Source organism: Enterobacter sp. A8 (assembly GCF_004296595.1).
Lineage (GTDB): Bacteria > Pseudomonadota > Gammaproteobacteria > Enterobacterales > Enterobacteriaceae > Enterobacter > Enterobacter cloacae.
The window spans coordinates 64,698-88,909 of sequence record NZ_SCMF01000007.1 but is presented as its reverse complement, the minus strand read 5'-3'; the positions used below and the strand labels follow the sequence as shown (position 1 = coordinate 88,909).

Below are 24,212 nucleotides of genomic sequence, written 5' to 3'. Positions count from 1 at the left end.
CGGCTTTTTTACACGGAGGGGATGATGAAAAGAGTATTTCTCGCAGGCGCCGCCCTGCTGCTGAGCGCCAGCGCGCTGGCCGACGAGTGCGACAACGCCACTACGCAGCTTGAACTGAACACCTGTAGCGCGCAGCAGTACCAGGCCGCTGATAAAAAGCTCAACCAGACTTATCAGTCCGCCATTAAGCGTGCGGCGGCCCCACAGCGTGACCTGCTGAAAAAGGCGCAGCAGGCGTGGATCGCCCTGCGCGATGCGGATTGCAATTTTATCGGTTCTGGTACCGAGGGAGGCAGCGTGCAGCCTATGATCATGAGTCAGTGCCTGACGGAGAAAACCGTGGAACGCGAGGCGTTTCTGGCCTCGCTGATGCAGTGTGAAGAGGGCGACTTAAGCTGTCCTCTCACCCCATAGGGGCGAGGGAGAAAAGACAGCACAGAACAGTCCCCTCTCCCCGTGGGAGAGGGTTAGGGTGAGGGAAACTAGCGCACGCGGATCCCTTCAATAATCATCCGCTGCACGTTTTCGAGAGTGCTCTGGAAAAACGCTTCGTCCTGCAGCGTCTTTCCGGTTACCGCTTCCACCTGGGCCGCAAAGTCAGCGTAGTGCTGGGTGGCGGCCCAAATCATAAAGATCAGATGCTGCGGATCGACAGGTGCCAGTTTGCCGCTGGCGACCCACCCGGCGATGATCGCGGATTTATCGTCCACCAGCTGTTTTAAATCCCCCGTCAGCTCTGCCTTCAGCAGCGGCGCGCCCTGCAGCATCTCCAGACAGAACAGCCGGGATGCCTGCGGATAATCACGGGAGACCTCCAGCTTCAGGCGAATGTACTCTTTGATCGCCACCAGCGGGGCGAACTCCTGACGAAAGGCCTTTAGCGGCGCCAGCCAGATATCCAGGATCTGCTGCATTACTGCCACATACAGCGCCTCTTTCGACGGGTAATAGTAGAGCAGATTGGTTTTGGACACCCCGGCCTGCTCCGCCACCTGTTCCAGGCGCGTGCCGTGAATGCCGAACTGTGAAAAGGTCTCCAGCGCCGCACTGAGGATGGCGTGTTTTTTGGCGCTCACCGCCTGCGAACGTTTACCTGCTGTTTTCACTGCGCCTTGTGTCATCCCGCTCTCCTTATTCTGCGTTGCCAACAGCATAGCAAAACCCCAGCCTCGCCACGACATTCTGCACTCCCATCGCGCATGAATGCCTGTTTTGTGTGCAATGTTTTTGACCAGTTAGTCCACTTTTGTCACGCTCAATTCACCAACCATTGATTAACACATTAATAACAAAGCCATTTTGAAAACTGGCACTCCCTTTGCAAAACCCTGTTCACCTGCAACGTAGTGAAGAGAGGTTCGTGATGAAAATTGGCGTATTTGTACCCATCGGCAACAACGGCTGGCTTATCTCGACCACTGCTCCGCAATACATGCCGACCTTTGAGCTGAACAAAGCCATCGTGCAAAAAGCGGAGCACTACCATTTCGACTTTGCACTTTCGATGATCAAGCTGCGCGGCTTTGGCGGTAAAACCGAATTCTGGGATCACAATCTGGAGTCCTTCACCCTGATGGCGGGCCTGGCGGCGGTGACGTCACGGATTCAGATCTACGCCACCGCCGCCACGCTGACCCTGCCGCCAGCCATTGTCGCGCGGATGGCCTCCACCATCGACTCCATCTCCGGGGGGCGTTTTGGCGTCAATCTGGTCACCGGCTGGCAAAAGCCGGAGTACGACCAGATGGGGCTCTGGCCGGGAGATGAGTACTTCTCGCGCCGCTATGAGTACCTTACCGAATACGTGCAGGTGCTGCGCGATCTGTGGGGTACCGGCAAGAGCGATTTCAAAGGTGACTACTTCACCATGAATGACTGTCGCGTCAGCCCGCAGCCTTCTGCACCAATGAAGGTGATCTGCGCCGGGCAGAGCGACGCGGGAATGGCGTTCTCGGCAAAATACGCCGACTTCAATTTCTGTTTCGGTAAAGGTGTCAACACCCCCGCCGCCTTCGCCCCAACCGCCGCACGCATGAAAGAGGCCGCCGACAAAACCGGCCGTGATGTGGGCTCTTACGTGCTGTTTATGGTCATTGCCGACGAAACCGATGAGGCCGCGCGCGCCAAATGGGAGCGTTATAAGGACGGGGCTGACGACGAGGCCCTGAGCTGGCTCACCGAACAGAGCCAGAAAGATACCCGTTCCGGCGCGGACACCAACGTGCGCCAGATGGCCGACCCGACCTCTGCTGTCAATATCAACATGGGCACGCTCGTCGGCTCGTATGCCAGCGTTGCCAGAATGCTCGACGAAGTGGCCGCCGTTCCCGGCGCGGAAGGCGTTCTGCTGACCTTCGACGATTTCCTCACCGGTGTGGAGACCTTCGGCGAGCGCATTCAGCCGCTGATGCAGTGCCGCGCCCACATTCCTGCCATCACCAAGGAGGTGGCGTAATGACAACCCTTAATGCCCGTCCGGAAGCCATCACCTTTTCTGCACCGCAGAGCGCGCTGATTGTGGTGGATATGCAAAACGCCTACGCCAGCCCCGGCGGTTATCTGGATCTGGCGGGGTTTGACGTCTCCGCTACCCGGCCGGTGATTGAGAACATCAAAACCGCCGTCGCCGCCGCACGCGCCGCCGGGATGCTCATCATCTGGTTTCAGAACGGCTGGGACGATCAATACGTGGAAGCCGGTGGCCCCGGCTCGCCCAATTTTCACAAATCGAACGCCCTGAAAACCATGCGCAAACGGCCCGAACTGCAGGGCAAGTTGCTGGCTAAAGGTGGCTGGGATTATCAGCTGGTGGATGAACTGGTGCCGGAGGCAGGCGATATCGTGCTGCCCAAACCGCGCTACAGCGGCTTTTTCAACACGCCGCTCGACAGCCTGCTGCGCAGCCGGGGCATTCGTCATCTGGTCTTTACCGGCATTGCCACCAATGTCTGCGTGGAGTCGACCCTGCGCGACGGCTTCTTCCTCGAGTATTTCGGCGTGGTACTGGAAGACGCCACTCATCAGGCGGGGCCGGAATTTGCCCAGAAAGCGGCGCTGTTCAATATCGAAACCTTTTTTGGCTGGGTCAGTAACGTCGCCGATTTTTGCGACGCCCTGAACCCGCCGCTCGCCCGTATCGCCTGAGGAGACATACGATGCCGAAATCCGTGATTATTCCACCGGGCACCAGCACGCCGATTGCGCCGTTTGTCCCCGGCACGCTCGCCGATGGCGTGGTGTACGTCTCTGGCACCCTGCCGTTTGATAAAGACAACAACGTGGTGTTTATCAACGACCCAAAGGCGCAAACGCGCCACGTGCTGGAGACGATCAAGACCGTGATCGAAACCGCAGGTGGCACGATGGAGGATGTGACGTTCAACAGCATCTTTATCACCGACTGGAAAAACTACGCCGCGATTAACGAGATCTACGCGGAGTTCTTCCCCGGCGATAAGCCGGCCCGCTTCTGCATTCAGTGCGGGCTGGTAAAGCCGGACGCGCTGGTTGAAATCGCCACCGTTGCGCACATTGGAAAGTGAGGCTGCCATGAAGCTCTCCGTCTCACCGCCCCCGTTTGACGGCGCGCCCGTCGTGGTGCTGATTGCCGGACTCGGCGGGGGCGGCAGCTACTGGTTACCCCAGTTAGCCGCGCTGGAACAGGAGTATCAGGTGGTCTGTTACGACCAGCGTGGCACCGGCAATAACCCTGACACCCTGCCGGAAGAGTACACCCTGGCGCAGATGGCCGGTGAGCTGGCACAGGCGCTGACCGCGGTCGGCATCACCCGCTACTGTGTGGTCGGCCATGCGCTGGGGGCGCTGATCGGCCTGCAACTGGCGCTCGACACCCCCGATGCGCTCAAAGCGCTGGTGTGCGTCAACGGCTGGCTGACGCTGAATGCCCATACCCGACGCTGCTTTCAGATCCGCGAACGGCTGCTGCATGCCGGTGGCGCGCAGGCGTGGGTAGAGGCGCAGCCGCTGTTTCTCTATCCGGCAGACTGGATGGCCGCCCGCGCACCGCGTCTGGAGGCAGAAGAAGCACTGGCGCTGGCGCACTTTCAGGGCAAAAACAATCTGCTGCGCAGGCTGAACGCGCTGAAAAAGGCCGATTTTAGCCGCCATGCCGCCCGCATCGCCTGCCCGGTACACCTTATCTGTTCCGCCGATGACCTGCTGGTGCCCTCTGTCTGCTCGTCTGAGCTGCAGGCGGCGCTCCCGCACAGCCACAGCGTGGTGATGCGCCAGGGCGGTCATGCCTGCAACGTCACCGAGCCGGAAACGTTTAATACCCTGCTGCTTAACGGGCTTGCCAGCCTGCTGCACAGCCATGAACCCGCTTTATAAGGAGTTTCGATGAGCGAAGCCATTACCTCTGCCGCGCTGGATTCACTGTTCACCGGCGCACGCACCCACAACGGCTGGCTGGACATACCGGTCAGCGACGAGACGCTGCGCGAGATCTACGACCTGATGAAATGGGGGCCTACCTCCGCTAACTGTTCCCCGGCCCGTATTGTGTTTGTGCGCAGCGCAGAGGGTAAAGAGAAGCTGCGCCCCGCACTCTCCAGCGGCAACCTGGAGAAAACCCTCACCGCACCGGTCACCGCGATTGTGGCGTGGGACACGGAATTTTATGAGCGTCTGCCTGAACTGTTCCCGCACGGGGATGCGAAGAGCTGGTTTACCACCAGCCCCGCGCACGCTGAAGAGACCGCCTTTCGCAACAGCTCCATGCAGGCCGCTTATCTCATCTTTGCCTGTCGCGCCCTGGGGCTGGACACCGGCCCGATGTCCGGTTTTGACCGGCAAAAAGTCGACGAGGCCTTTTTCACCGGCACGCTGCTGAAAAGCAATCTGCTGATCAATATCGGCTATGGCGATGTGGGCAAACTCTACGGCCGTCTGCCGCGCCTGGCCTTTGAAGACGCCTGCGGGCTGGCGTAAGGAGCCATCATGACGACACCCGATAAACAAACCTTTCGCGATGCCATGGCCTGTGTGGGCGCGGCGGTCAATATCATCACCACCGACGGCCCTGCTGGCAGAGCGGGCTTCACCGCCAGCGCCGTATGCAGCGTCACCGACTCGCCCCCGACGCTATTGGTGTGTCTTAACCGCGGCGCGTCCGTCTGGCCGACGTTTAGCGAAAACCGCACCCTGTGCGTCAACACCCTGAGCGCCGGACAGGAGCCACTCTCCAACCTGTTTGGCGGCAAAACGCCGATGGAAGATCGCTTCGCCGCTGCCCGCTGGCAGATGGGTGAGACGGGCTGCCCGCGTCTGGAGGAGGCGCTGGCCTCGTTTGATTGCCGTATCAGCCAGGTGGTCAGCGTCGGCACCCACGACATTCTGTTTTGCGACATCGTGTCCATTATCCGCCACCCCGCCCCGCAGGGGCTGGTGTGGTTTGACCGCGGCTACCACGCGCTTATGCGACCCGCCTGTTAACCCTTCTTAAGGAAGCAGCTCATGGCAATGTTCGGATTTCCCCACTGGCAGTTGAAATCGACCTCTACAGAACCTGGCGTGGTCGCGCCGGATGAACGGCTCCCGCTCGGGCAAACCCTGGTGATGGGCGTGCAGCACGCGGTTGCCATGTTTGGAGCAACGGTGCTGATGCCGATGCTGATGGGCCTTGACCCCAATCTCTCCATTCTGATGTCGGGTATTGGCACCCTGCTGTTCTTTTTTGTCACCGGCGGGCGCGTGCCCAGCTATCTGGGCTCCAGCGCCGCCTTTGTCGGCGTGGTCATCGCCACCACCGGGTTTAACGGTCAGGGGATCAACCCCAACCTCAGCGTCGCCCTCGGCGGCATTATCGCCTGTGGTCTGGTCTATACCCTGATTGGCGTCGTAGTGATGAAGATCGGAACCCGCTGGATCGAGCGAATGATGCCGCCAGTGGTTACCGGCGCGGTGGTGATGGCGATTGGCCTGAACCTGGCGCCAATTGCCGTGAAGAGTGTCTCCGGCTCGCCGTTTGAGAGCTGGATGGCGGTGATCACCGTGCTGTGTATCGGTCTGGTGGCGGTATTCACCCGCGGCATGGTCCAGCGTCTGCTGATTCTGGTCGGGCTGATTGTGGCCTGTCTGATCTACGCCCTGCTGGCCAATGTCTTTGGTTTCGGCAAGCCTGTCGACTTTACCCTGCTCCATCAGGCTGCCTGGTTCGGTCTGCCGCAGATCACGTCGCCAACCTTTAACACGCAGGCGATGATGCTTATCGCCCCTGTCGCGGTGATCCTGGTGGCGGAGAACTTAGGGCATCTGAAGGCCGTGGCGGGCATGACCGGGCGCAGTATGGATCCGTATATGGGGCGCGCGTTTGTCGGGGATGGCCTGGCGACGATGCTTTCCGGGTCGGTGGGCGGCAGCGGTGTCACCACCTACGCCGAGAACATTGGCGTGATGGCGGTAACGAAAGTCTACTCCACGCTGGTGTTCGTGGCGGCGGCGGTCATGGCGATGCTGCTCGGCTTCTCACCTAAATTTGGTGCGCTGATCCACACCATTCCCTCGCCGGTCATCGGCGGCGCATCGATTGTGGTGTTCGGGTTGATTGCCGTGGCGGGAGCGCGCATCTGGGTACAGCATCGCGTCGATCTCAGCCAGAACAGTAACCTGATTATGGTGGCGGTCACGCTGGTGCTGGGTGCAGGTGATTTTGCCCTGACGCTGGGCGGATTTACGGTTGGCGGGATTGGTACGGCGACCTTTGGGGCGATCCTGCTTAATGCCCTGCTGAGCCGCCGGAAAGGGGATGAAGCGCAAGGGGAAGCCATCACCCCCTCCACCTGATATAAGTCCCCCTTACTTGCCGGGTGACGCTGCGCTTACCCGGCAATCGCCTTACGTCGTTTTTTGAGCTTTAGCTCACTCACCAGCACCCCAACAACGATAAACGCCGCGCCGACCAGCGCCAGCAGCGGTAAGCGCTCTCCGGCAATGCGTCCAAAAATCCCCGCCCAGACCGGCTCCCCGGTGTAGATCACCGTCGCCCGCGTCGGCGACACGCTGCGCTGTGCCCAGTTCATGGTCACCTGAATAATGGCGCTGAAAATACCCAGTCCCAGTGCCACCACCACCAGCCCGGCAGACATCGGCGGAACCGACTCCCCTGCCGGAACCATCGTCGCGAACGCCACCAGCGACGCCGTGGCAAGCTGTACCACCGTGACGCGCTTAACGTCGACCTTCCCGGCCCAGGCGCTAATGAGGATAATTTCCGCGGCAATCGCAATGGCTCCCACCAGGGTAATGATCTCGCCCGGCCCCATTGCCAGCAGGTTATTTTCCGGCCCGGCCAGCAAAATCAGGCCGATAAACGCCAGCACAATACCAATGCAGGACATCACACCCGGCAGGCGTCCCAGACACAGCCATTGCAGTAACGGCACCAGCGGCACATACATGGCGGTGATAAAGGCCGATTTACTGCTGGAGATTGACTGTAACCCCCACGTCTGCAGGCTATACCCCATGGCAATCGCCACGCCAATCGCCACCCCGGCCTTGAGCTCCTGAAGGGTCAGTCCGCGCAGGGTTTTCAACGAGATCAACCCCACGGCAATCGCTGCCGTCGCAAAGCGCAGGCCGACAAAGAAGAACGGATCGCTCAGGGTGACCGCATACTGGACGGCGAGAAAGGTTCCGCCCCAGAACATGGTGATCAGAATGAGGATCGCTTCCTGAGGTTTGACGGAGAAGGTAAAACGAGAAACAGACATGAGGCACCAGAACGTAGAATGAAGGGACTAGTGTGCGATGCCTTTGATTGCAGTTCAATGTTACAGAAATAAAAAAACCGCCGGGAGATCCCGGCGGCAGAGGTCTTTCAACCCGGCGACTTACTTATTGCCGCCATGGCTGTTTTTACCCCCTTTTTTGCCAGCCTCAGATGCGCGCTGAGGGTCATTTTTAAAATTACCCCCGCTATGCTGGCCACCTTTACGGCCTGCTTCTGATGCTCTTTCACGATCTTCGGCGAAATTACCTGAACCACCACGATGGTTTGCCATCTCTAACCTCCAGTGTGTGAAACATTAGACATCATATTGCATTCAGTAAAAGAGGATTCTTTCACCTCGCGGCTAAAGGACAGTGCCTTTATCTGTGCCGCGTGAAACTAAGCTTAGTGGACTGAGGGTATCCGGCAAGCTGTAGTTAATATTCTGCAACAAGATCTCAGTCTTTTGGGTGAGAAAACGCGGCGGTCATTCATAAGCCTTTCTTATCATTTCAAAAATCGTCGGCGGTAAAAATGTTTCATTTTGCTACAAGCCGCGATGGTCAGCATATTGTTATAAATCAAAGAAATGCCGTTCATTTTTGCAGTCTGGCTGTGATGTCATATCTTTAAATGAACGCAGCGATTCGCTGTCAGAAAAAACAAACGAGGAGTGATGCAAAATGGCTAAAGTTCTGGTGCTCTATTATTCCATGTATGGACACATTGAAACCATGGCTCACGCGGTAGCAGAAGGTGCAAACAAAGTGGACGGCGTGGAGGTTGTGGTAAAACGCGTACCGGAAACCATGCAGGCAGAAGCGTTCGCCAAAGCCGGAGGAAAAACCCAGAATGCGCCGGTCGCCACGCCTCAGGAACTGGCGGATTACGACGCCATTATCTTCGGCACCCCCACCCGTTTTGGCAATATGTCAGGCCAGATGCGCACCTTCCTCGATCAGACGGGCGGGCTGTGGGCCTCTGGCGCGCTGTACGGCAAACTCGCCAGCGTGTTCAGCTCCACCGGGACCGGCGGAGGCCAGGAACAGACGATTACCTCAACCTGGACTACCCTTGCTCATCATGGGATGGTGATTGTACCGATTGGCTATGGCGCGCAGGAACTGTTTGATGTCTCTCAGGTACGTGGCGGCACACCTTACGGTGCAACCACCATTGCCGGTGGCGATGGATCCCGACAGCCGAGCAATGAAGAGCTCGCTATCGCCCGCTATCAGGGTGAATACGTCGCGGGTCTGGCCAAAAAACTGAACGGCTAACTCAACAGGAGGACAAGCATGCCAACTCAAGAATCCAAAGCTCACCACGTGGGCGAATGGGCAAGTTTACGCAATACCTCTCCGGAGATCGCCGAAGCCATTTTTGAAGTCGCGAAATACGATGAAAAACTGGCAGAGCAGATTTGGGAAGAAGGCAATGATGAAGTGCTGGTACGCGCCTTCGAAAAAACGGACAAAGACTCGCTCTTCTGGGGTGAGCAAACCATCGAACGTAAAAACGTCTGAGCGTTTCCCCCCGCCTGCGCGGGGGGATTATCTTATTTCGCCGCGTCGTTCATCACCGTATTAAATTTATCGATCGGGCAAAAACCGTTCGCATCCACCGGACACCCCTTCAGTTCCAGCGTCACGCGCTGCGCCGGAGACTGCAGCGACAGCACGCTGGCGTTACGCAGCTGCTCTGAGCTCTGATACACATACTCAATTTTCATCAGCTCGCGGTTGCCGTTTTTGTCGTGCCAGCGCTGGAAGACAATTTTGCCGCCGATTGGGGTGCGCTCCTGCTGGTCATGCAGCTGGTACGGCTTGAAGTCCAGCGCCGTCAGCAGAGAGGCAATGTTGGAGTCATGCCCCACCAGCAGGGTGATTTTCGGCGCTTTTGCCTGATCGGTCACCAGGGCGTTATCGATATACTTCACCAGCGGTTTGGCGACGTTTTGCGCCACCTCGGTTGAGGTAAACAGCGAGTCCTGATATCCGTTTTTCAGCTTCGACAATACGCGCCACTGCTGGTCGGTTTTAATCTCTCCCCAGGCCACCTGGTCGGCCGGGAAGCCTTCGTAATACTGCAGCGTGAACGCATCCACCAGCGAGTTGCCCACTTTCAGCGGCCCGGAAACGCCCGGTTCTTTTTCGTAGTCGGCGCTGAAGGTATCTTTCGCGTCTGCCAGTGAACAGACTTTTTTCTCTTTGCATGACGGCGAATCGGCGTAGTTCGTCATCTGCTCCAGCAGCTTATAGCTTTCGCCAAGCTGCATTTTCTGCCGCTCGGACTCCATCGCCTTGAGCGCTTTTTCGCGGAATTCCGGCGAGTTATCGGTAATTACCGGATTAAAGGTTGGGTCCATGGTGCCCATTTTGTCCTGATGGTGCACAGGCACGTCGCAGCCCGGGAAAGCCCCGGTAATGAAGAACTGCGCGGTGGCCACGGTGCGCTGCAGGCTGTTGGCGTAAGCATAAACGCTCTCCGCCGGTGGACATTCTCCCGTCTTCACCATCCCCTGCTGGGCCAGCCACTCGCGCATGTAGTGCCCCATGTAAACCTCCAGCACGCCACCTTTGGTGGTGAGCTGACCGCCCGGCACTTCCCATTCAGGCCATTGCTTTGGCGTGGACTGCTCCAGCACGCTGCCGTTATTGGCGAGCGGTGCGCGCAGGTTGTGACGGCTCATAATTAAAACTTGCTCCAGCTGATACCCTTCCGGCGTCTCTTGCGCCTGCACCCCGGAGGCTGCTGAAAAGAGACCGGCTACGGCCACCGCGAGTAGTGCTTTTCTCATCCCTAATTCCTCACTCGTTTTAAAATGTCGCGTTCAGTGTGACAGATCCGTGACAATTTTCCGGGAAGCATTTCTCAAACTGATGAATAACACGCTTACCCGGTGAGCAGATTAGTTTTATAATAAAACTACATACGCCCGGAGATTTGCCTGTGAAACGCACCCGTCTTGAAGAGAGTACCTGCCCTGTCGCCCGTTCGCTGGATATCATCGGCGACTGGTGGTCGCTGCTGATTGTTCGCGACGCATTGCGCGGGATTAAACGCTTCGGCGAGTTCCAGAAAAGCCTCGGTATCGCGAAAAACATGCTGACCGCGCGGCTAAAACTGCTGGTCGATGAAGGCATCCTCCGGCTCCAGCCCGCCTCCGACGGCAGCGCCTGGCAGGAATACGTTCTGACCGACAAGGGACGCGCACTCCAGACGGTGCTGGTTGCCCTGTCCCAGTGGGGCAATGAATTTTTGTTCGCGGAAAACGAATGCGGCACCGTTCTCGTTGATAGCGAACAGCGCAAACCGCTGCGTAAACTGCTGCTTATCGCCGATGATGGCCGCGAACTTACGCCTGAAGAGATCGTGGCTAAACTCCCCTCCTGATCGTTCCCGGCGGCAAAAGCACAAAATGACCACCAATATAGTTGCATTATAAAACCAAATAGCAGACAGTGAATTCAGTTTCATATTGAAACCAAATAACTCACTTTGCTTTGAGGTAACACACGATGACTACGCAAATCACTACCGCCCTGATTACGGGTGCCTCTTCCGGGATTGGTGCCGTCTATGCCGATCGCCTTGCCGCGCGCGGCGCTAACCTGGTCCTGGTCGCCCGCCGCGAGGATCGGCTGCAAACCCTCGCCGCCGACCTGCGCGCGCGCTATGGCGTGACCGTCGATATTCTGGTGGCCGATCTCACCGATGAAACCGGGATCCGCGCGGTAGAAGACGAACTGCGTAGCAATACCGCCATTGATGCGCTGGTTAACAACGCCGGCACCGCGCAGATGGCGCCGTTCCTCGCGGGCGATGTGGCCCAACATCAGGCCATTAACACCCTCAATACCACGGCGCTGATGCGCCTGACCTATGCGATCCTGCCGCGCCTGGCGCAGAATAACCACGGTACGCTTATCAATATCGCCTCGGTGTTGTCCCTGCACGTGCGTGCAGGCAGCGCGCTGTACAGCGCCACCAAAGCCTGGGTGCTCAGCTTTACCCGTGGGTTACAGGAGGAGTTTGCCGACAGCAATCTGCGTATTCAGGCCGTGTTACCCGCCGCAACGGCAACAGAAATCTGGCAGCATTCCGGCGTGACGGTGAACGATCTGCCCGAAGGCTCGGTGATGACCACTGACGATATGGTGGATGCTTCGCTGGCGGGTCTGGATCAGGGCGAGCTGATTACCATTCCGCCAATGCATGATGCCAGCCTGTGGGATCGCTACGAAACGGCACGTCTGGAACTGTTTAACAGCGCCCGCACCGGCATCCCGGCGCCGCGCTATGTAAAACAGTAGGCTAACGCTCAAGCTGGTCGCCGTACTCACTCATCCAGGCGGCCAGCGGCGAGAGCGCCCCTTGCAGGGTCAACCCCAGCCCCGTTATCTGGTACTCCACGCGCGGTGGGATCTCCGGGTAAACCGTGCGCGACACCAGCCCGCGCTGTTCGAACAGCCTGAGCTGCTTCGTGAGTTCTTTTTGCGTGATGGGGGCGGTAGCGCGCAGCAGATCGCCAAAGCGTACTGGCGCATTGAGGATAATCAGGCGATAAAGAACAGGGATCGCCCACTTCCCGGAAATCAGGTTCACAAACTGCGTCATCGGGCAGACATAAACCTCAGAATTTTTTTCACAACGTATATCGAGCAATTCCGCCATAGCACACCTCTTGCCGCATTAGTATCCAATTGGTACCTGGTTTCCTTTCGATACTAACGTTTCTATAGTGCTTTCTCCAGAGACATTTCAGGAGAAGAACATGGGTCGTTTAGCAGGTAAATATACGCTGATTACCGGCGGAACCAGCGGCATTGGCCTTGCCACTGCGCAGGTGTTTCTCGCCGAAGGGGCGCATGTCGCCGTCACCGGTCGTAACCCGGAAACGCTCGCCGAAGCAGAGCGCATTCTGGGCGATAAGGCCTGGGTGATCCCGACCGATGCGGGAGATATTGCTTCGCAAAAAGCGCTGGCGGAGACGCTTGCCGCCCGCTGGCCACGCCTGGACGCGGTGTTTCTCAACGCCGGCGACGTGACGCACGCACCGCTGGAAGCGTGGCAGGAAGAGGCCTGGGATCGTCTGATGGACATCAACCTGAAGGGACCGTTCTTTTTAATTCAGGCGCTGCTGCCGCTGCTGAATAATCCGTCCTCGGTGATCCTGTGCGGCTCCGTAAGCGCGCGCATCGGCCTGCCCACCAGCAGCGTGTATGCCGCGAGCAAGGCTGCCCTGCTGTCGCTGGCACGCACACTGTCGGCAGAGCTGTTACCGCGCGGCATTCGCGTTAACGGTCTGAGTCCCGGCCCGGTAGAAACCCCGGCCTTTACGAAAACGGGCTTAAGCGAAGAAACGCTTAACGCGATGATGGCGGAGATCATCAAGCTTGTGCCGCTGGGCAGAATGGGCTCGACGACGGAGCTGGCAAAAGCCGCGCTCTATCTGGCCTCCGACGAATCCAGCTACACGGTAGGAACGGAACTGCTGGTGGACGGCGGAATGGGAAGTTTGTAACTTAAAAGGCGCTGATGCCGGTGACAATGCCGACATACAGCGCCGCCCAGACGGCGGCAGAAAACAGGCTGACCGCGTAAACCTTCACCCGGTTGAGCCTGAGCATGCCCGCCGCCAGCGGCACGATATAGCGCAGTACCGCCAGAAAACGGGCGGTGAAGAGCACCAGCACGCCGTTTTTCTGTAGCTGATGCCGCACCCGCAAAAATGTATCGGCATGTCTTGAGGTAATGCGCGTCACCAGCCGCGTATGCCCCATCAACTGACCGATATGATAGTTCAGCAGCGAACCGAGCGTGGCCCCCATCACCACCGCCAGCCACGTCAACGCCGGATGCAGGCTCGCCTGGCTGACGGTGATCCCGGTCAGCAACATCACCGAGGCGGGCGGCAGCACGGAGGAGATCAGCACCGTGGATTTACTCAAAGCCAGCACGAAGAGCAGCGCAAAGAGATGCGTCGGATAATGCGCAAAATGATTGAGCAGATTGTCAAACCACGCCACCTTGTTCTCCTCGTGAATATTTATCCTCCCATTAAAGTCGAGCAAGTTTAAATAAAGGCTCAACGCGTCATGAATAATGAATACATAAACATTCCCTAAACATTTTTTAAATTCCAGAGCGGGAAAATAAAATAAGCGTATTATCCCGCTGGTTTACAACGATCTCGTTATGGCGAGGCTCCTGTACAAATACACGTTATCGCTCTGGCAGGTTCGAGAGAACCCGCACAGGGTAAAACAGGCACTGTCGAATCAAGGCTTTGTCAGTATAACTTCCCTTACGGGATACGGTGTACAGTGCTGAACCCAGGACGTGGGGATCTCCTCTTCGACATGCCCTGTCTTGCTCGCCCCTGAGAGATTTTTTATTCAAAGGGAATTCACTATGTCTTACGCTATTCACAACCAGAACCCGGTATTCAATGACAGCGCTATCGCGCAATATATGAATACCGATTTTATCGTCCTCGATATTTCATTATGCGTGGCGCTGGCGCGCGAGCAGTTTTTCGAAAAATTAAAAGACGATGATATTCCGTCGCATATTTTCATTGAAGATCAGGGTCGCCTGGCAGGCATGATTGCGGTACGCAAATTGCTGCAAACCACCGATACCGTACAGCCGGTAAAATCGCTGATGCTGTCGCAATTTCTGCAGGTCAAACCGGAAGATGAGCGGGCCGATGTCGCCGGACTGCTGGCTCACAGCGGTGCGGATGTAGTGCCTGTTGTCACCCACGGCAAGCTGGTTGGCTGCCTCACCGAGCGAGAAATGGCTCACCTGCTGGAAGACGATGTCACCGAAGATGCCCAGCGCCAGGGGGCCACGCTGCCGCTGGAAAAGCCCTATCTGGAGACCAGCGCCGTTAGCCTGTGGAAAAAACGCTCCGTCTGGCTGCTGCTGCTGTTTGTCGCGGAAGCCTACACCAGCTCGGTGATCCAGCACTTTGAAGAGGCGCTGGAGTCCGCCATTGCGCTGGCGTTTTTTATCCCGCTGCTGATTGGCACCGGCGGGAACAGCGGAACGCAGATCACCTCCACGCTGGTGCGCGCCATGGCGCTGGGTGAAGTGCATCTGCGCGATGTTGGTCGCGTACTTTGCAAAGAGATGACCACCTCACTGATGATTGCCGTCACGCTCGGTATTGCCGGGTGCATCCGCGCATGGATGATGGGGATTGGGCTGGAAATTACCCTTATCGTCAGCCTGACGCTGGTGTGCATTACGCTGTGGAGCGCCATAGTCTCGTCCGTTATTCCCATGGTACTCAAGCGCTGCGGCATTGACCCGGCCGTCGTCTCCGCGCCGTTTATCGCGACGCTTATCGACGGTACCGGGCTGATTATCTACTTCAAAATCGCCCAGTATACGCTGGGGCTGGAGTAATCTTACGAGCACCTCTTTCCTGTGATTGAGGTGCTCACTCCGCTACACATCACCCAGTTGATGCGCAATCTCGCGCAGCTGCTGGGCCAGCGCCTGGAGGTTTTTTCCCTTCTCCCCTTTCGGCCCGGTGGACTGTCGCACCACCAGACGGGCAGGTAAAATCGAAGACATGCGCAGGGCACTCTCTTCGCCGCTGTCCAGAATGCGGCGCACCGCCTCTTTGCCCTGCAGATCTAAATCCAGTGAGACCGTCGTCAGCGCCGGGTAGAAGAACGAGCTTTCGTAGGTATCATCGTAGCCAATCACCGACTTCTCGCCAGGAATGGAAATCTGCTGCTGGTGGAAGGCGCTCAGTACGCCCAGCGCCATCTGGTCGTTGGCCACCAGTACGGCGGAAAACTGCGGCGTTTCGCGCAACATCTGCAGCGCACCGGCATACCCGCTCTGCGCATCCCAGTTGCCGCGGATCACCGAAGCGGGCTCCAGCCCGTAACCCTTCAGGGTTTCGATCCAGCTTTTTAGCCTCAACTGTGCCGACACAGAGGACTCCGGCCCCGCCAGCAGGGCGATGTCGCGATGGCCCAGCTCGTAAAGGTATTTAACGCTGGCGCGGGTCCCATCCGCCGGGTTAAACGAAACGTTAAACACAGAACTGTACGGGTCGACATCCAGGAAAAGACAGACGATATCGTCGTTGTCGGTGGCGATTTTCTGCGCCTCTTCGGCCTCCAGAGGCACGTTAATGATCACCTTGCTCACCAGCTGGGACTTCAGTTCGTTGATAGAGTCCTGAATACTTTGGTTGACGTTCTCATCTATCATCGAGATCAGTACCTGGTATCCCTCCACGTTCGCATAGCGTTTTACCGCTGCCGCCACCTGAGAAGGCGCGTGCAAAGCCAGTGAAATGGTCACCAGCCCGACGGTCTGGCTCTGCTTGCCTACCAGTTGCTGGGCCAGGCGATTCGGCACATACCGCAATAACTCTATGGATTTCTCAACCTTGTGGCGCGTGGCCTCGGATACATTGGCAGATTTATTCAGTACCCTGGACACGGTCTGATAGGAGACGCCTGCGTGGCGTGCGACGTCCTCTAACGTTGCGCTTTTCGACTTCATGGTCCGGTTCCTTATGTTGTTATGCGATGATTGTAACAGGGGCGCTGTAAAAAAACGCTCACCGCCCTCACTTTGCAGACATAACACCATCAAAAAGTATTACGTTCACAATGCCATAATTTGTGGCACAGCTCATCACTCGTAACAAAATTGTCTATTTTATTTGCAGTTAATCACACATTTAGGATCGTTCAATTGCCAGCCAGAAGGTTTAGGCATTTTATGACAGCGGATTTGTGAACGTATTACAAAAAAATAAGAGGGTAACAATGAACACGACGATCCGCTCTGTATCCGTTGCGCTGGCTGCCGCGTTAGCGTCTCCATCGCTGTTTGCTGCGTCTTCAGTACCGATTGATTTTCATGGCTATCTTCGCTCCGGCGTGGGCGTCTCACGGGATGGTGGGATGGAGGAGTGGCAGAAGAATAAAATAGGCCGTCTGGGTAACGAAGCCGATACCTACGGCGAGCTGGAACTGGGCTCTGAGGTCTACAAAAAGAACGACGTGAGCTTTTATCTCGACAGCATGGTGAGCATGGTGTCTGACGGCTCTAACGATAACGAAACCACCTTTGGCGACGACGCTCAGTTTGGCCTGCGTCAGCTTAACCTGCAGATCAAGGGGTTGATCCCGGGCGATCCGAATGCGGTTATCTGGGGTGGGAAGCGCTATTACCAGCGTCATGATCTGCACATCATTGACACCAAATACTGGAACATCTCGGGATCCGGTGCAGGTATTGAAAACTATACGCTCGGCCCTGGCGCGGTCTCCGTGGCCTGGATCCGCGGCGATGCCAACGACGTGGACTACCGCGTTGACGGTGATAACGACGTGAACATCAATTATATCGATCTCCGCTATGCGGGCTGGAAACCGTGGGCAGGCGCGTGGACGGAAGTGGGTATTGACTATGCCATGCCAAACCCGACCAACAAACAGAAAGAGTATGGCGGGCTGTACGAGGCCGACAACGGCGTGATGGTAACCGGAGAGATCAGCCAGGACATGCTGGGCGGCTATAACAAGCTGGTGCTGCAGTATGCCAACAAAGGTCTGGCGCAGAACATGGTTTCCCAGGGGGGCGGCTGGTACGACATGTGGAACTATGTGAACGATGCCAGCGGCTACCGCGTGATTAATACCGGCTTAATTCCCATTACCGACAAGCTCTCCTTTAACCACGTCCTGACCTGGGGTTCGGCGGATGACACCACGCAGTATACCGATAAATCGCGCCTGATTTCGCTGGTGGGCCGCGCGCAGTATCAGTTCACCGAATATGTGCGTCTGATTGGTGAAGTGGGCGGGTTCTACCAGAAAGATACCTATACCGACGGTTCAAACTACAAGCAGAGCGGTGAGAAGTACACGATCGCCTTAGGTCTGGCGGACGGACCTGATTTTATGTCACGTCCCGAGCTACGGGTGTTTGCCTCCTACCTGAATGATTCCGAACATGGGAAATCCTTCGAAGACGGCACCGCCAGTAATACCTGGAACTTCGGCGTGCAGGTTGAAGCCTGGTGGTAATATTTATTTCTAAAATGCGTTAATCGTTATTGTATCTCCAACAACTGGCAGTTTATTCGCCTGTTTCGGGATAGCCATTATTTTGGCTATCCCTTTTTTTATTTATTGATCAAAATGTTCATCTAATAACTGACGTAAGGCATCAGACTGCCTGCCAAATATGGCATGCACCTGCTGGCCAATAATAATTACCCCCAGCGCCCCTTCATCCTGTAACGCCTCAGAGTCAACTTTATTTAAATCTTTTACCGTCACGCGCAGGCGGGTAATACAGGCTTCGACGTGTTCGATATTATCGTCGCCGCCAAATGCGGGAATTAAACGCTGGGTAATTTGACTGTCCATAATACGCCTCATTATATGCAGATAAAAAAATGCCTGCTCGTGGAGCAGGCGTTCTGTGCCTTTTTGCCCGGACGGTGCGGTCTGATGCCCTCACCCCAGTCCTCTCCCACAGGGCTGATGGTTCCCCACAAAATAATGCCTGCACGGAGGACTCCCTCTCCCTTGAGGGAGAGGGCTGGGGTGAGGGGGAACATATGGCTGTAGAGGTAATTCCGTTCACTTTACGTTCCTTGCTGCTCTGTAACAACATGACCCGTGAACGTGCCAGGGTGGCTCAATCGCCACCACCCTGGCGACCCGGGCTCCCGGCGGTAAATCGCCGCTTCGCGGTGCCCTCTGCTTATTCCTTCCGGCTTATCGGGGACGGGCGGATGTAACGTCCCTGTAAAGCCGCCCTCTCGGCGCATCCATGCGCCTCGCCCCGGCCTGCAGGAAACGCCTCAGCGATTTACAGCCGGACCAGGACGTCGCTGTAAATCATTCATTTTCCTGAAACAACATTCGTCGCTTCCGGTAAAAAAATTACTGGGGATCCCTCAGCCCTGCGGGAGAGGGAGAAAATCAACTACGCTTTACGCCTGAGCACACGACAGTCCCAGGGCAGCAGAGCGGTATCGCCCGCAGCAGCGGCGTCTGTCATGCAGTCGGTATACCCCTGTGGCAGCGTGATGTACTGCTGCTGTGCCGTGTAGTTCTGCACAAACACCCAGGTGGTTTCGCCATCCGTGCGTGCCGTGGCAACCACGCCCGGCGGGAGCTCACACTCGATGGCGCGCGGTAGTGCCAGCTCGTTGATAATCCCGGCGAAGAAATCGCGCTGGAACGGCAGATCGTTACGTGAAGCGACATGCCACGCCTTGCCTTTACCGACGCGGTTGACCGTTACCGCAGGGCGACCTGCGTAGAAATCATCGCGGTAGGTCGCCAGCACCTGTGCGGACTCAGCGTGGATCAGCTCGCATAAATGCCGCACCTGATACGGCCCCTGCAAACCTGCCGCGTTGCCTGCCAGCCCCTGAATCAGGTTGCGCTCCCCCTCGCCCAGGCACTCGATTTCTTCCGCCCAGATGCCCAGAAGCTTGCGCAGCGGGCCAGGGAAACCGCCCAGATGACAGAGATCGGTCTCATCCACCACGCCGGTCCAGTAGGTCGTCACCAGATGCCCGCCATTAGCCACAAAGGTTTCTGCCCGCTCGGCAAACCCTTCGCGTACCATATAAAGCATGGGGGCAACCACCAGCGCGTAGTCGCTCAGATCGCCGTCAGCGTCAATGACATCCACCGCGATGCCTTTTTCCCAGAACGGACGATAGTGCTCGTTGACGGTTTTTTCGTACTCCATTCCCATATTGCGCGGACCTTCGGCATCATCCAGCGCCCAGCGGTTTTGCTGGTCGAAGACAATCGCCACCCGGGCCTCGGTACGGCAACCTGCGACCTCCGGCAGGCGTGCCAGCATCTCGCCCAGGCGCGTCACTTCACGCCCGACGCGGGTATCCAGATGACCCACGTGGTCGATAACCGCGCCGTGGAATTTCTCCACCGACCCGCGGCTTTTACGCCACTGGAAGTACTGCACCGAATCCGCTCCGTGCGCCACCGCCTGCATTGACGAGAGAATATGCATCCCCGGCTTTTTCAGCTTGCTGGTTGGCTGCCAGTTGGTGGTGCTCGGCGTCGACTCCATCAGCACGAAGGGCTTACCGCCCTTCAGGCTACGCATCATGTCGTGATACATGGCGGTGTAGCAGGCGAGCGCCGTTTCGTCTTTCTCCTTGTGCCACATCGGATAGCTGTCCCAGGAGATAAAGTCGATCGCCTTCGCAAGCTGCCAGTAGTCGTAGTCGTAGAAATACTCCATAAAATTGGTGGTTACCGGCAGTTCCGCATTCGCTACTTTTAGCGGGGCCACTTCATGGCGGCAGAAATCGGTCACCTGTGCGGTATTGAAGCGACGCCAGTCGAGGTTGAGGCCGTGAATCGACACTTCTCCCTGCGGCGCAGGGGACTCTATCTGCGACCAGTCGGTGTAGGTGTGGCTCCAGAAGGTGCTCCACCACGCGTGGTTCAGCGCGTCCAGGGTTTTATAGCGCGCCTTCAGCCAGTCGCGAAAACGTGCCTGACACAGGTGACAATGACATTCGCCGCCGTATTCATTAGAGATATGCCAGCCCAGCACCGCCGGATGGTGTGAATAACGCTCCGCCAGCAGGCGGTTAATGGTGAATGTCTTCTCACGGTACACTGGCGATGACATGCAGTGGTTATGTCGGCCTCCGTGCAGCGCGGGCACCCGGTTGCGCCCGACGCGCAGCACCTCAGGGTATTTTTGCGACATCCACGCCGGACGCGCGCCGCTTGGCGTAGCAAGGAAAATATGAATACCTGCCGCATACAGTTTTTCAATAATATTATCCAGCCACGCAAAATCATATTCCCCTTCACGCGGCTCCAGCTTTGCCCAGCTAAATATGCCTACCGACATCACATTACATTTTGCCTGCTGCATCATGGCAATATCTTTTTCAATAATACCGGGATAATTCTCCCATTGCTCCGGGTTATAGTCGGCGCCATGCAATAACGCCGCGACCTTTGGGCTTAAAGGCGCAAATTTATTCATATTAAAAACGTCCTGAATGAAGATAAAAATTATTTAAATACCGTTATTGATGGCAGCACTTTTCCCTGGCAATCAAATAACGCCTGATTCTCGCGGGCATTCCCCTCTTTCCATTCGTCATGAATATATTTCATGCCGGCTTTGGTCGCCCACGTGGTGCCCGGTACGGCAATCCAGGTCGGCTCCCAATAAAAAATGCCTTTGCCACGGTGGTCCGGAACATCAATAACGGACTGCATTAAATCGTGAATATAATCGTACTGGCCCTGAACGGTACCCGGATAGCCGCCGTCTTTTTCTTCTTTCGCCTGGAAGCTGTTCTCAGCGTTATCGCAGTTGTCCAGCGTATAGCCGTATGCCGCTTCCACCACAATCACGTCTTTGTTATAGCGCCTGCTGATGTCATCCATATTGGCCTTCAGCGCGCTAATCGGGCCGTTCCAGTAGGTGTACATTGACAGGCCGATGATATCGAATGGCACGCCGCGCTTCGCGATTTCGTCAAACCACCAGCGGAAGGTGTCATTTTTAGTCCCTTCGGCCAGGTGCAGCATGATTTTCACCTGCTCGCCGCCGGTCAGATTCTCTTTTAGCCCGCCAATCGCGGCGTTGAGCAGTCCGGCCAGACGGTCAAACTCGCCGCCGCCCTGCCCCCAGCTTTTGCCTTCCGGCCACAGCATGCCGCCGTTGATTTCGTTACCGATTTGCACCATGTCCGGCAGTACGCCCTCTTGCTTAAAGCGGGCGATGGTGTCGCGGGTGTAGTCATGGATCGCCGTTTTAAGCTGCGGGTAGTCCATCTTCTCCCAGGCTTTCGGCTTGAACTGTTTGCCCGGATCGGTCCAGAAATCGCTGTAGTGGAAATCGAGCAGCAGCTTCAGGCCCTGCGCCTTCACGCGCTTCGCCAGCGCAATCGTGTTTTCCAGGTTGTTACTGCCACCGCCATAGGTCTTGCCGCTCGCATCCTGTGGATCAACCCACAGGCGCAGGCGTACATAGTTCACGCCGTTGGCCTTCAGGATCGCAATCGCATCCTGCTGCTGGCCGTTCTGGTTATAGAATTTCGCGCCGTGTTGTTCGGCTTCCAGTAGGGTCGAAATATCCGCCCCCTTAATAAAATCGGCAGGCATGGCGTTAAACGGACGCGTTTTCACCGCGTCGGCAGCAAAAGCACTCGCGGCAAGGCCACATGAGAGGCAAACGGCGAGCAAAGCGGGTTTGAGTCTTTTCATGGTTATCCTTTGGTACTCCCGGAGGTCAGGCCGGAGACGAAGTATTTTTGTAACGCCAGGTAGAGGATCGCCACCGGCACCGCAATCAGGACCGCGCCTGCCGCGTAGGTGGTGTAGCTGGCACCCATTTTTTGCGCCACCAGGTTATAAAGCCCGATGGGTAAGGTGTATTTGTCCGGGGTGCGCAAAATGGTGCTAGAGAGGATGAAATCCCCCAGCGGCCCGGTGAAGGAGAACAGCGCCACCACCGCCACAATCGGCTTCGAAAGCGGCATGATAATTTCGATGAAAATCCGGAAATTACTGGCCCCGTCCATGCGCGCGGATTCATCCAGATCTTTCGGGATGGCATCGAGGTAGCCTTTCATCAGGTAAGTGTTCATCGGGATCATGCCGCCCACGTAGATCAGCACCAGCGCCAGATGGCTATTGATAAGGCCCAGCAACTGCGACAGCACGAAGATGGCAATCAGCGCCGAGAACTGGGGGATCATCTGCAGCAGCAGGAACAGCATCAGACCGTTCTGGCGCCCCTTAAAGCGAAAGCGCGAAAACGCGTAGGCGGTAAAGCTGACGCTGATTAAGGTCAGTACCATGGTCAGGAAGCTGATTTTCATTGAGTTCCAGTACCAGGTCATGTAGTTCACCTGGCCGTTGAACAGGTCGGCATAGTGCTGTACCGAGAAGTTCTCTGGAATAATCGACGAGCTCAGCAGGCTATTACCCGCGTTAAACGACGCACCGACCGTCCACACCAGCGGGTAAATGATGATTATCGAGACCAGCACGATAACCAGCCAGGAGAGCGAGAGGCGAACCCACTTCTCACGTTTAATACTTTGTGATTGAGCCATTGTTCCGTTCCTTACGCCATGTCGTCATTTTTGAACGATTTCGTGGCGCGGAACTGCCACAGCGCCAGCCCGACGACAAAGATCGACAGCAGGATAGTGATGGTCGCCGCAATCGCATATTGCGAAGAGGACATCGTCAGTTTGTATATCCACGACACCAGGATATCCGTCCCACCCGCATTCGACCCTACCACCGCCGGTCCGCCGTTATTAAACAGATAGATGATGTTGAAATTATTGAAGTTGAAGGTGTATTGAGTGATCAGAATCGGCGCAATCGAGTAAAGCACCAGCGGCAGCGTGATGGTACGCAACTTAGTCGCGCTGCTGGCACCGTCCATGGTCGCCGCTTCGTACAGATCGTCCGGAATGGCCTGCAGCACGCCGGTGGTCATGGCGAAAACAAACGGGAAGCCGAGCCAGGTCTGCATCATAATCAGCGCCGTTTTGGTCCAGAACGGATCGGTCATCCACGCTTTTGGCGCGATGCCGAAGAAGGCCAGAATGGCGTTGTTGATCACCCCAAAGGAGTCGTTAAACATTCCGGCAAACACCAGGATAGTGACAAAGCCCGGCACCGCCCAGGGCAGAATGAAGATGGTGCGGATCAGCGGTTTAAAGCGCAGATCTTTCTGGTTCACCAGAATGGCCAGCAGCACGCCTACCGAACATTGCAGCGTGGTAGCGAGCAGGGTCCAGACCACCGTCCACTGCAGCACGTCGAAGAAGGTCGAACGCCAGATGGAGAGCGTGAAGATATTGATGAAGTTCTTAAACCCAACCCAGTCCACCAGCTTAGCCGGCGGCGTGTGATAGAGGTTGTAGTTGGTAAAGGCGATAGCAAAGCCGAACAGGATTGGGAAAACCACTACAAACACCAGCAGGATAAAGCCGGGCGTGATCATCAGATACGGGAAGCCGTCGCTCAGCAGCATCTGGTACTGCTTGCGCACGCTGTTAAGCGCAAGTCCCGTATCGCGTTTTCTGCCATTCACCCACGCATCACGCATCGACAGGTACCAGACCATCACGCCAAACGCGGCGATCAGCACGCTGATGATCCCCTCAGCCAGCAGGAAGATGGAGTTGTCCCGCGGCACCTCCTCGCCCAGCGTCACCAGCCCCCACAGCCCTTCGCGCAGAAAATCGGCAAATACGCCGATAAAACTGACCAGCAGTACCAGGAAGATGATCCCTTTCAGCCACTGACGATGGTAGAACTGGCCGAAGCCGGGGATGAACGCCAGCAGCAGGCCGGTCCAGGCATGGCGCCCGGCCCCGTGCGGTCTGGCAAAATTTTCCGGGATGATACTCACAGACAACTCCTTTCAAAAAAACGGGAGAGAGTCCTCC

The 24,212-nt window shown here is 56.7% G+C and carries 27 protein-coding genes and 1 riboswitch; of the genes, 15 read left to right on the top strand and 12 right to left on the bottom strand.

The genetic code is table 11. From position 1 onward, the window contains the following. Positions 1-24: 24 nt before the first annotated feature. Positions 25-414: a lysozyme inhibitor LprI family protein gene (locus EQV24_RS21320; protein WP_044158640.1), complete on the top strand. Its 390-nt coding sequence runs from the start codon at positions 25-27 to the stop codon at positions 412-414. 68 nt (positions 415-482) lie between these two features. Here EQV24_RS21320 and rutR read toward each other — a convergent pair whose 3' ends face one another. Beyond that, positions 483-1,121, bottom strand: a complete 639-nt coding sequence (gene rutR / locus EQV24_RS21315; protein ID WP_013097192.1) for an HTH-type transcriptional regulator RutR — start codon at positions 1,119-1,121, stop codon at positions 483-485. A 242-nt stretch (positions 1,122-1,363) separates the two neighbouring features. Between rutR and rutA the strand changes: the two genes are divergently transcribed. Genes rutA through rutG form a run of 7 tightly spaced genes read left to right on the top strand, consistent with a single transcriptional unit; the run spans position 1,364 to position 6,804 of the window. Next, on the top strand, positions 1,364-2,455 hold the full coding sequence (gene rutA / locus EQV24_RS21310) for a pyrimidine utilization protein A (RefSeq protein WP_013097193.1): 1,092 nt from the start codon (positions 1,364-1,366) through the stop codon (positions 2,453-2,455). Beyond that, positions 2,455-3,144 carry a pyrimidine utilization protein B gene (gene rutB, locus EQV24_RS21305; protein ID WP_013097194.1) on the top strand — a complete coding sequence of 230 codons (690 nt, stop codon included), beginning with the start codon at positions 2,455-2,457 and terminating at the stop codon, positions 3,142-3,144. The genes rutA and rutB overlap by 1 nt, the downstream gene beginning before the upstream one ends. An 11-nt stretch (positions 3,145-3,155) precedes the next feature. Beyond that, a complete protein-coding gene (rutC, locus tag EQV24_RS21300) occupies positions 3,156-3,542 on the top strand; it encodes a pyrimidine utilization protein C (RefSeq protein ID WP_013097195.1) in 387 nt (128 codons plus the stop codon). A 7-nt stretch (positions 3,543-3,549) separates the two neighbouring features. Next, positions 3,550-4,350 (top strand): pyrimidine utilization protein D, encoded by an 801-nt coding sequence (gene rutD / locus EQV24_RS21295; RefSeq protein ID WP_048972204.1) that lies wholly within the window; start codon positions 3,550-3,552, stop codon positions 4,348-4,350. Positions 4,351-4,359: 9 nt separating this feature from the next. Continuing rightward, entirely contained in the window at positions 4,360-4,950 is a 591-nt protein-coding gene (locus EQV24_RS21290) for a malonic semialdehyde reductase (protein WP_013097197.1), read from the top strand. A 9-nt stretch (positions 4,951-4,959) separates the two neighbouring features. Then, the gene (gene rutF / locus EQV24_RS21285; protein WP_047024038.1) at positions 4,960-5,454 is read left to right on the top strand and encodes an NADH-dependent FMN reductase RutF; all 495 of its coding nucleotides are present in this window, start codon (positions 4,960-4,962) and stop codon (positions 5,452-5,454) included. Positions 5,455-5,475: 21 nt separating this feature from the next. Continuing rightward, positions 5,476-6,804, top strand: coding sequence for a pyrimidine utilization transport protein G (gene rutG, locus EQV24_RS21280; RefSeq protein ID WP_013097199.1), 1,329 nt, complete (start codon positions 5,476-5,478; stop codon positions 6,802-6,804). A 35-nt stretch (positions 6,805-6,839) separates the two neighbouring features. Here rutG and EQV24_RS21275 read toward each other — a convergent pair whose 3' ends face one another. Both EQV24_RS21275 and EQV24_RS21270 read right to left on the bottom strand, forming a co-directional pair. Next, positions 6,840-7,733, bottom strand: coding sequence for a DMT family transporter (locus EQV24_RS21275; protein ID WP_114519442.1), 894 nt, complete (start codon positions 7,731-7,733; stop codon positions 6,840-6,842). Between the two features lie 120 nt (positions 7,734-7,853). Next, complete coding sequence (locus tag EQV24_RS21270; RefSeq protein WP_013097201.1) at positions 7,854-8,024, bottom strand: general stress protein; 171 nt, start codon at positions 8,022-8,024, stop codon at positions 7,854-7,856. Between the two features lie 391 nt (positions 8,025-8,415). Between EQV24_RS21270 and wrbA the strand changes: the two genes are divergently transcribed. Continuing rightward, complete coding sequence (gene wrbA / locus EQV24_RS21265; RefSeq protein ID WP_013097202.1) at positions 8,416-9,012, top strand: NAD(P)H:quinone oxidoreductase; 597 nt, start codon at positions 8,416-8,418, stop codon at positions 9,010-9,012. Between the two features lie 18 nt (positions 9,013-9,030). Next, positions 9,031-9,258 carry a YccJ family protein gene (locus tag EQV24_RS21260; RefSeq protein WP_008499832.1) on the top strand — a complete coding sequence of 76 codons (228 nt, stop codon included), beginning with the start codon at positions 9,031-9,033 and terminating at the stop codon, positions 9,256-9,258. 32 nt (positions 9,259-9,290) lie between these two features. On the opposite strand, the gene agp is transcribed toward EQV24_RS21260, so the two are convergent. Then, positions 9,291-10,532: a bifunctional glucose-1-phosphatase/inositol phosphatase gene (gene agp, locus EQV24_RS21255; RefSeq protein WP_013097203.1), complete on the bottom strand. Its 1,242-nt coding sequence runs from the start codon at positions 10,530-10,532 to the stop codon at positions 9,291-9,293. A gap of 152 nt (positions 10,533-10,684) precedes the next feature. Here agp and EQV24_RS21250 point away from each other — a divergent pair, with 152 nt between their 5' ends. Continuing rightward, the gene (locus tag EQV24_RS21250; RefSeq protein WP_013097204.1) at positions 10,685-11,128 is read left to right on the top strand and encodes a helix-turn-helix domain-containing protein; all 444 of its coding nucleotides are present in this window, start codon (positions 10,685-10,687) and stop codon (positions 11,126-11,128) included. A gap of 125 nt (positions 11,129-11,253) precedes the next feature. Then, positions 11,254-12,048 (top strand): SDR family oxidoreductase, encoded by a 795-nt coding sequence (locus tag EQV24_RS21245; protein ID WP_013097205.1) that lies wholly within the window; start codon positions 11,254-11,256, stop codon positions 12,046-12,048. A gap of 1 nt (position 12,049) precedes the next feature. Here the strand turns inward: EQV24_RS21245 and EQV24_RS21240 are convergent, their stop codons facing one another. Continuing rightward, on the bottom strand, positions 12,050-12,409 hold the full coding sequence (locus EQV24_RS21240) for a helix-turn-helix domain-containing protein (protein WP_013097206.1): 360 nt from the start codon (positions 12,407-12,409) through the stop codon (positions 12,050-12,052). A 100-nt stretch (positions 12,410-12,509) separates the two neighbouring features. On the opposite strand from EQV24_RS21240, the gene EQV24_RS21235 reads away from it, so the two are divergent. Then, a complete protein-coding gene (locus EQV24_RS21235; RefSeq protein WP_130627027.1) occupies positions 12,510-13,259 on the top strand; it encodes an SDR family oxidoreductase in 750 nt (249 codons plus the stop codon). Position 13,260: 1 nt separating this feature from the next. On the opposite strand, the gene EQV24_RS21230 is transcribed toward EQV24_RS21235, so the two are convergent. After that, positions 13,261-13,764, bottom strand: coding sequence for a DedA family protein (locus EQV24_RS21230; protein ID WP_045902796.1), 504 nt, complete (start codon positions 13,762-13,764; stop codon positions 13,261-13,263). 156 nt (positions 13,765-13,920) lie between these two features. Further along, a riboswitch (M-box (ykoK) riboswitch) is annotated at positions 13,921-14,090 on the top strand. A 59-nt stretch (positions 14,091-14,149) separates the two neighbouring features. Here EQV24_RS21230 and EQV24_RS21225 point away from each other — a divergent pair. Then, positions 14,150-15,151, top strand: coding sequence for a magnesium transporter (locus EQV24_RS21225; protein ID WP_045902795.1), 1,002 nt, complete (start codon positions 14,150-14,152; stop codon positions 15,149-15,151). Between the two features lie 42 nt (positions 15,152-15,193). On the opposite strand, the gene EQV24_RS21220 is transcribed toward EQV24_RS21225, so the two are convergent. Next, on the bottom strand, positions 15,194-16,270 hold the full coding sequence (locus tag EQV24_RS21220; RefSeq protein ID WP_038419069.1) for a LacI family DNA-binding transcriptional regulator: 1,077 nt from the start codon (positions 16,268-16,270) through the stop codon (positions 15,194-15,196). Positions 16,271-16,539: 269 nt separating this feature from the next. Between EQV24_RS21220 and EQV24_RS21215 the strand changes: the two genes are divergently transcribed. Further along, on the top strand, positions 16,540-17,805 hold the full coding sequence (locus EQV24_RS21215) for a maltoporin (RefSeq protein ID WP_013097211.1): 1,266 nt from the start codon (positions 16,540-16,542) through the stop codon (positions 17,803-17,805). A 102-nt stretch (positions 17,806-17,907) separates the two neighbouring features. Here the strand turns inward: EQV24_RS21215 and EQV24_RS21210 are convergent, their stop codons facing one another. The 5 genes from EQV24_RS21210 to EQV24_RS21190 all read right to left on the bottom strand — a co-directional run bounded on the left by EQV24_RS21210 (position 17,908) and on the right by EQV24_RS21190 (position 24,175). Beyond that, positions 17,908-18,150 (bottom strand): glucose PTS transporter subunit EIIB, encoded by a 243-nt coding sequence (locus tag EQV24_RS21210; protein ID WP_130627026.1) that lies wholly within the window; start codon positions 18,148-18,150, stop codon positions 17,908-17,910. A gap of 565 nt (positions 18,151-18,715) precedes the next feature. Beyond that, entirely contained in the window at positions 18,716-20,773 is a 2,058-nt protein-coding gene (locus EQV24_RS21205; protein ID WP_130627025.1) for a beta-galactosidase, read from the bottom strand. A 29-nt stretch (positions 20,774-20,802) separates the two neighbouring features. Beyond that, a complete protein-coding gene (locus EQV24_RS21200; protein ID WP_013097214.1) occupies positions 20,803-22,005 on the bottom strand; it encodes an arabinogalactan endo-beta-1,4-galactanase in 1,203 nt (400 codons plus the stop codon). Between the two features lie 2 nt (positions 22,006-22,007). Next, a complete protein-coding gene (locus tag EQV24_RS21195; protein WP_013097215.1) occupies positions 22,008-22,859 on the bottom strand; it encodes a sugar ABC transporter permease in 852 nt (283 codons plus the stop codon). 11 nt (positions 22,860-22,870) lie between these two features. Further along, the gene (locus EQV24_RS21190) at positions 22,871-24,175 is read right to left on the bottom strand and encodes a sugar ABC transporter permease (protein ID WP_047351983.1); all 1,305 of its coding nucleotides are present in this window, start codon (positions 24,173-24,175) and stop codon (positions 22,871-22,873) included. Positions 24,176-24,212 lie beyond the last annotated feature (37 nt).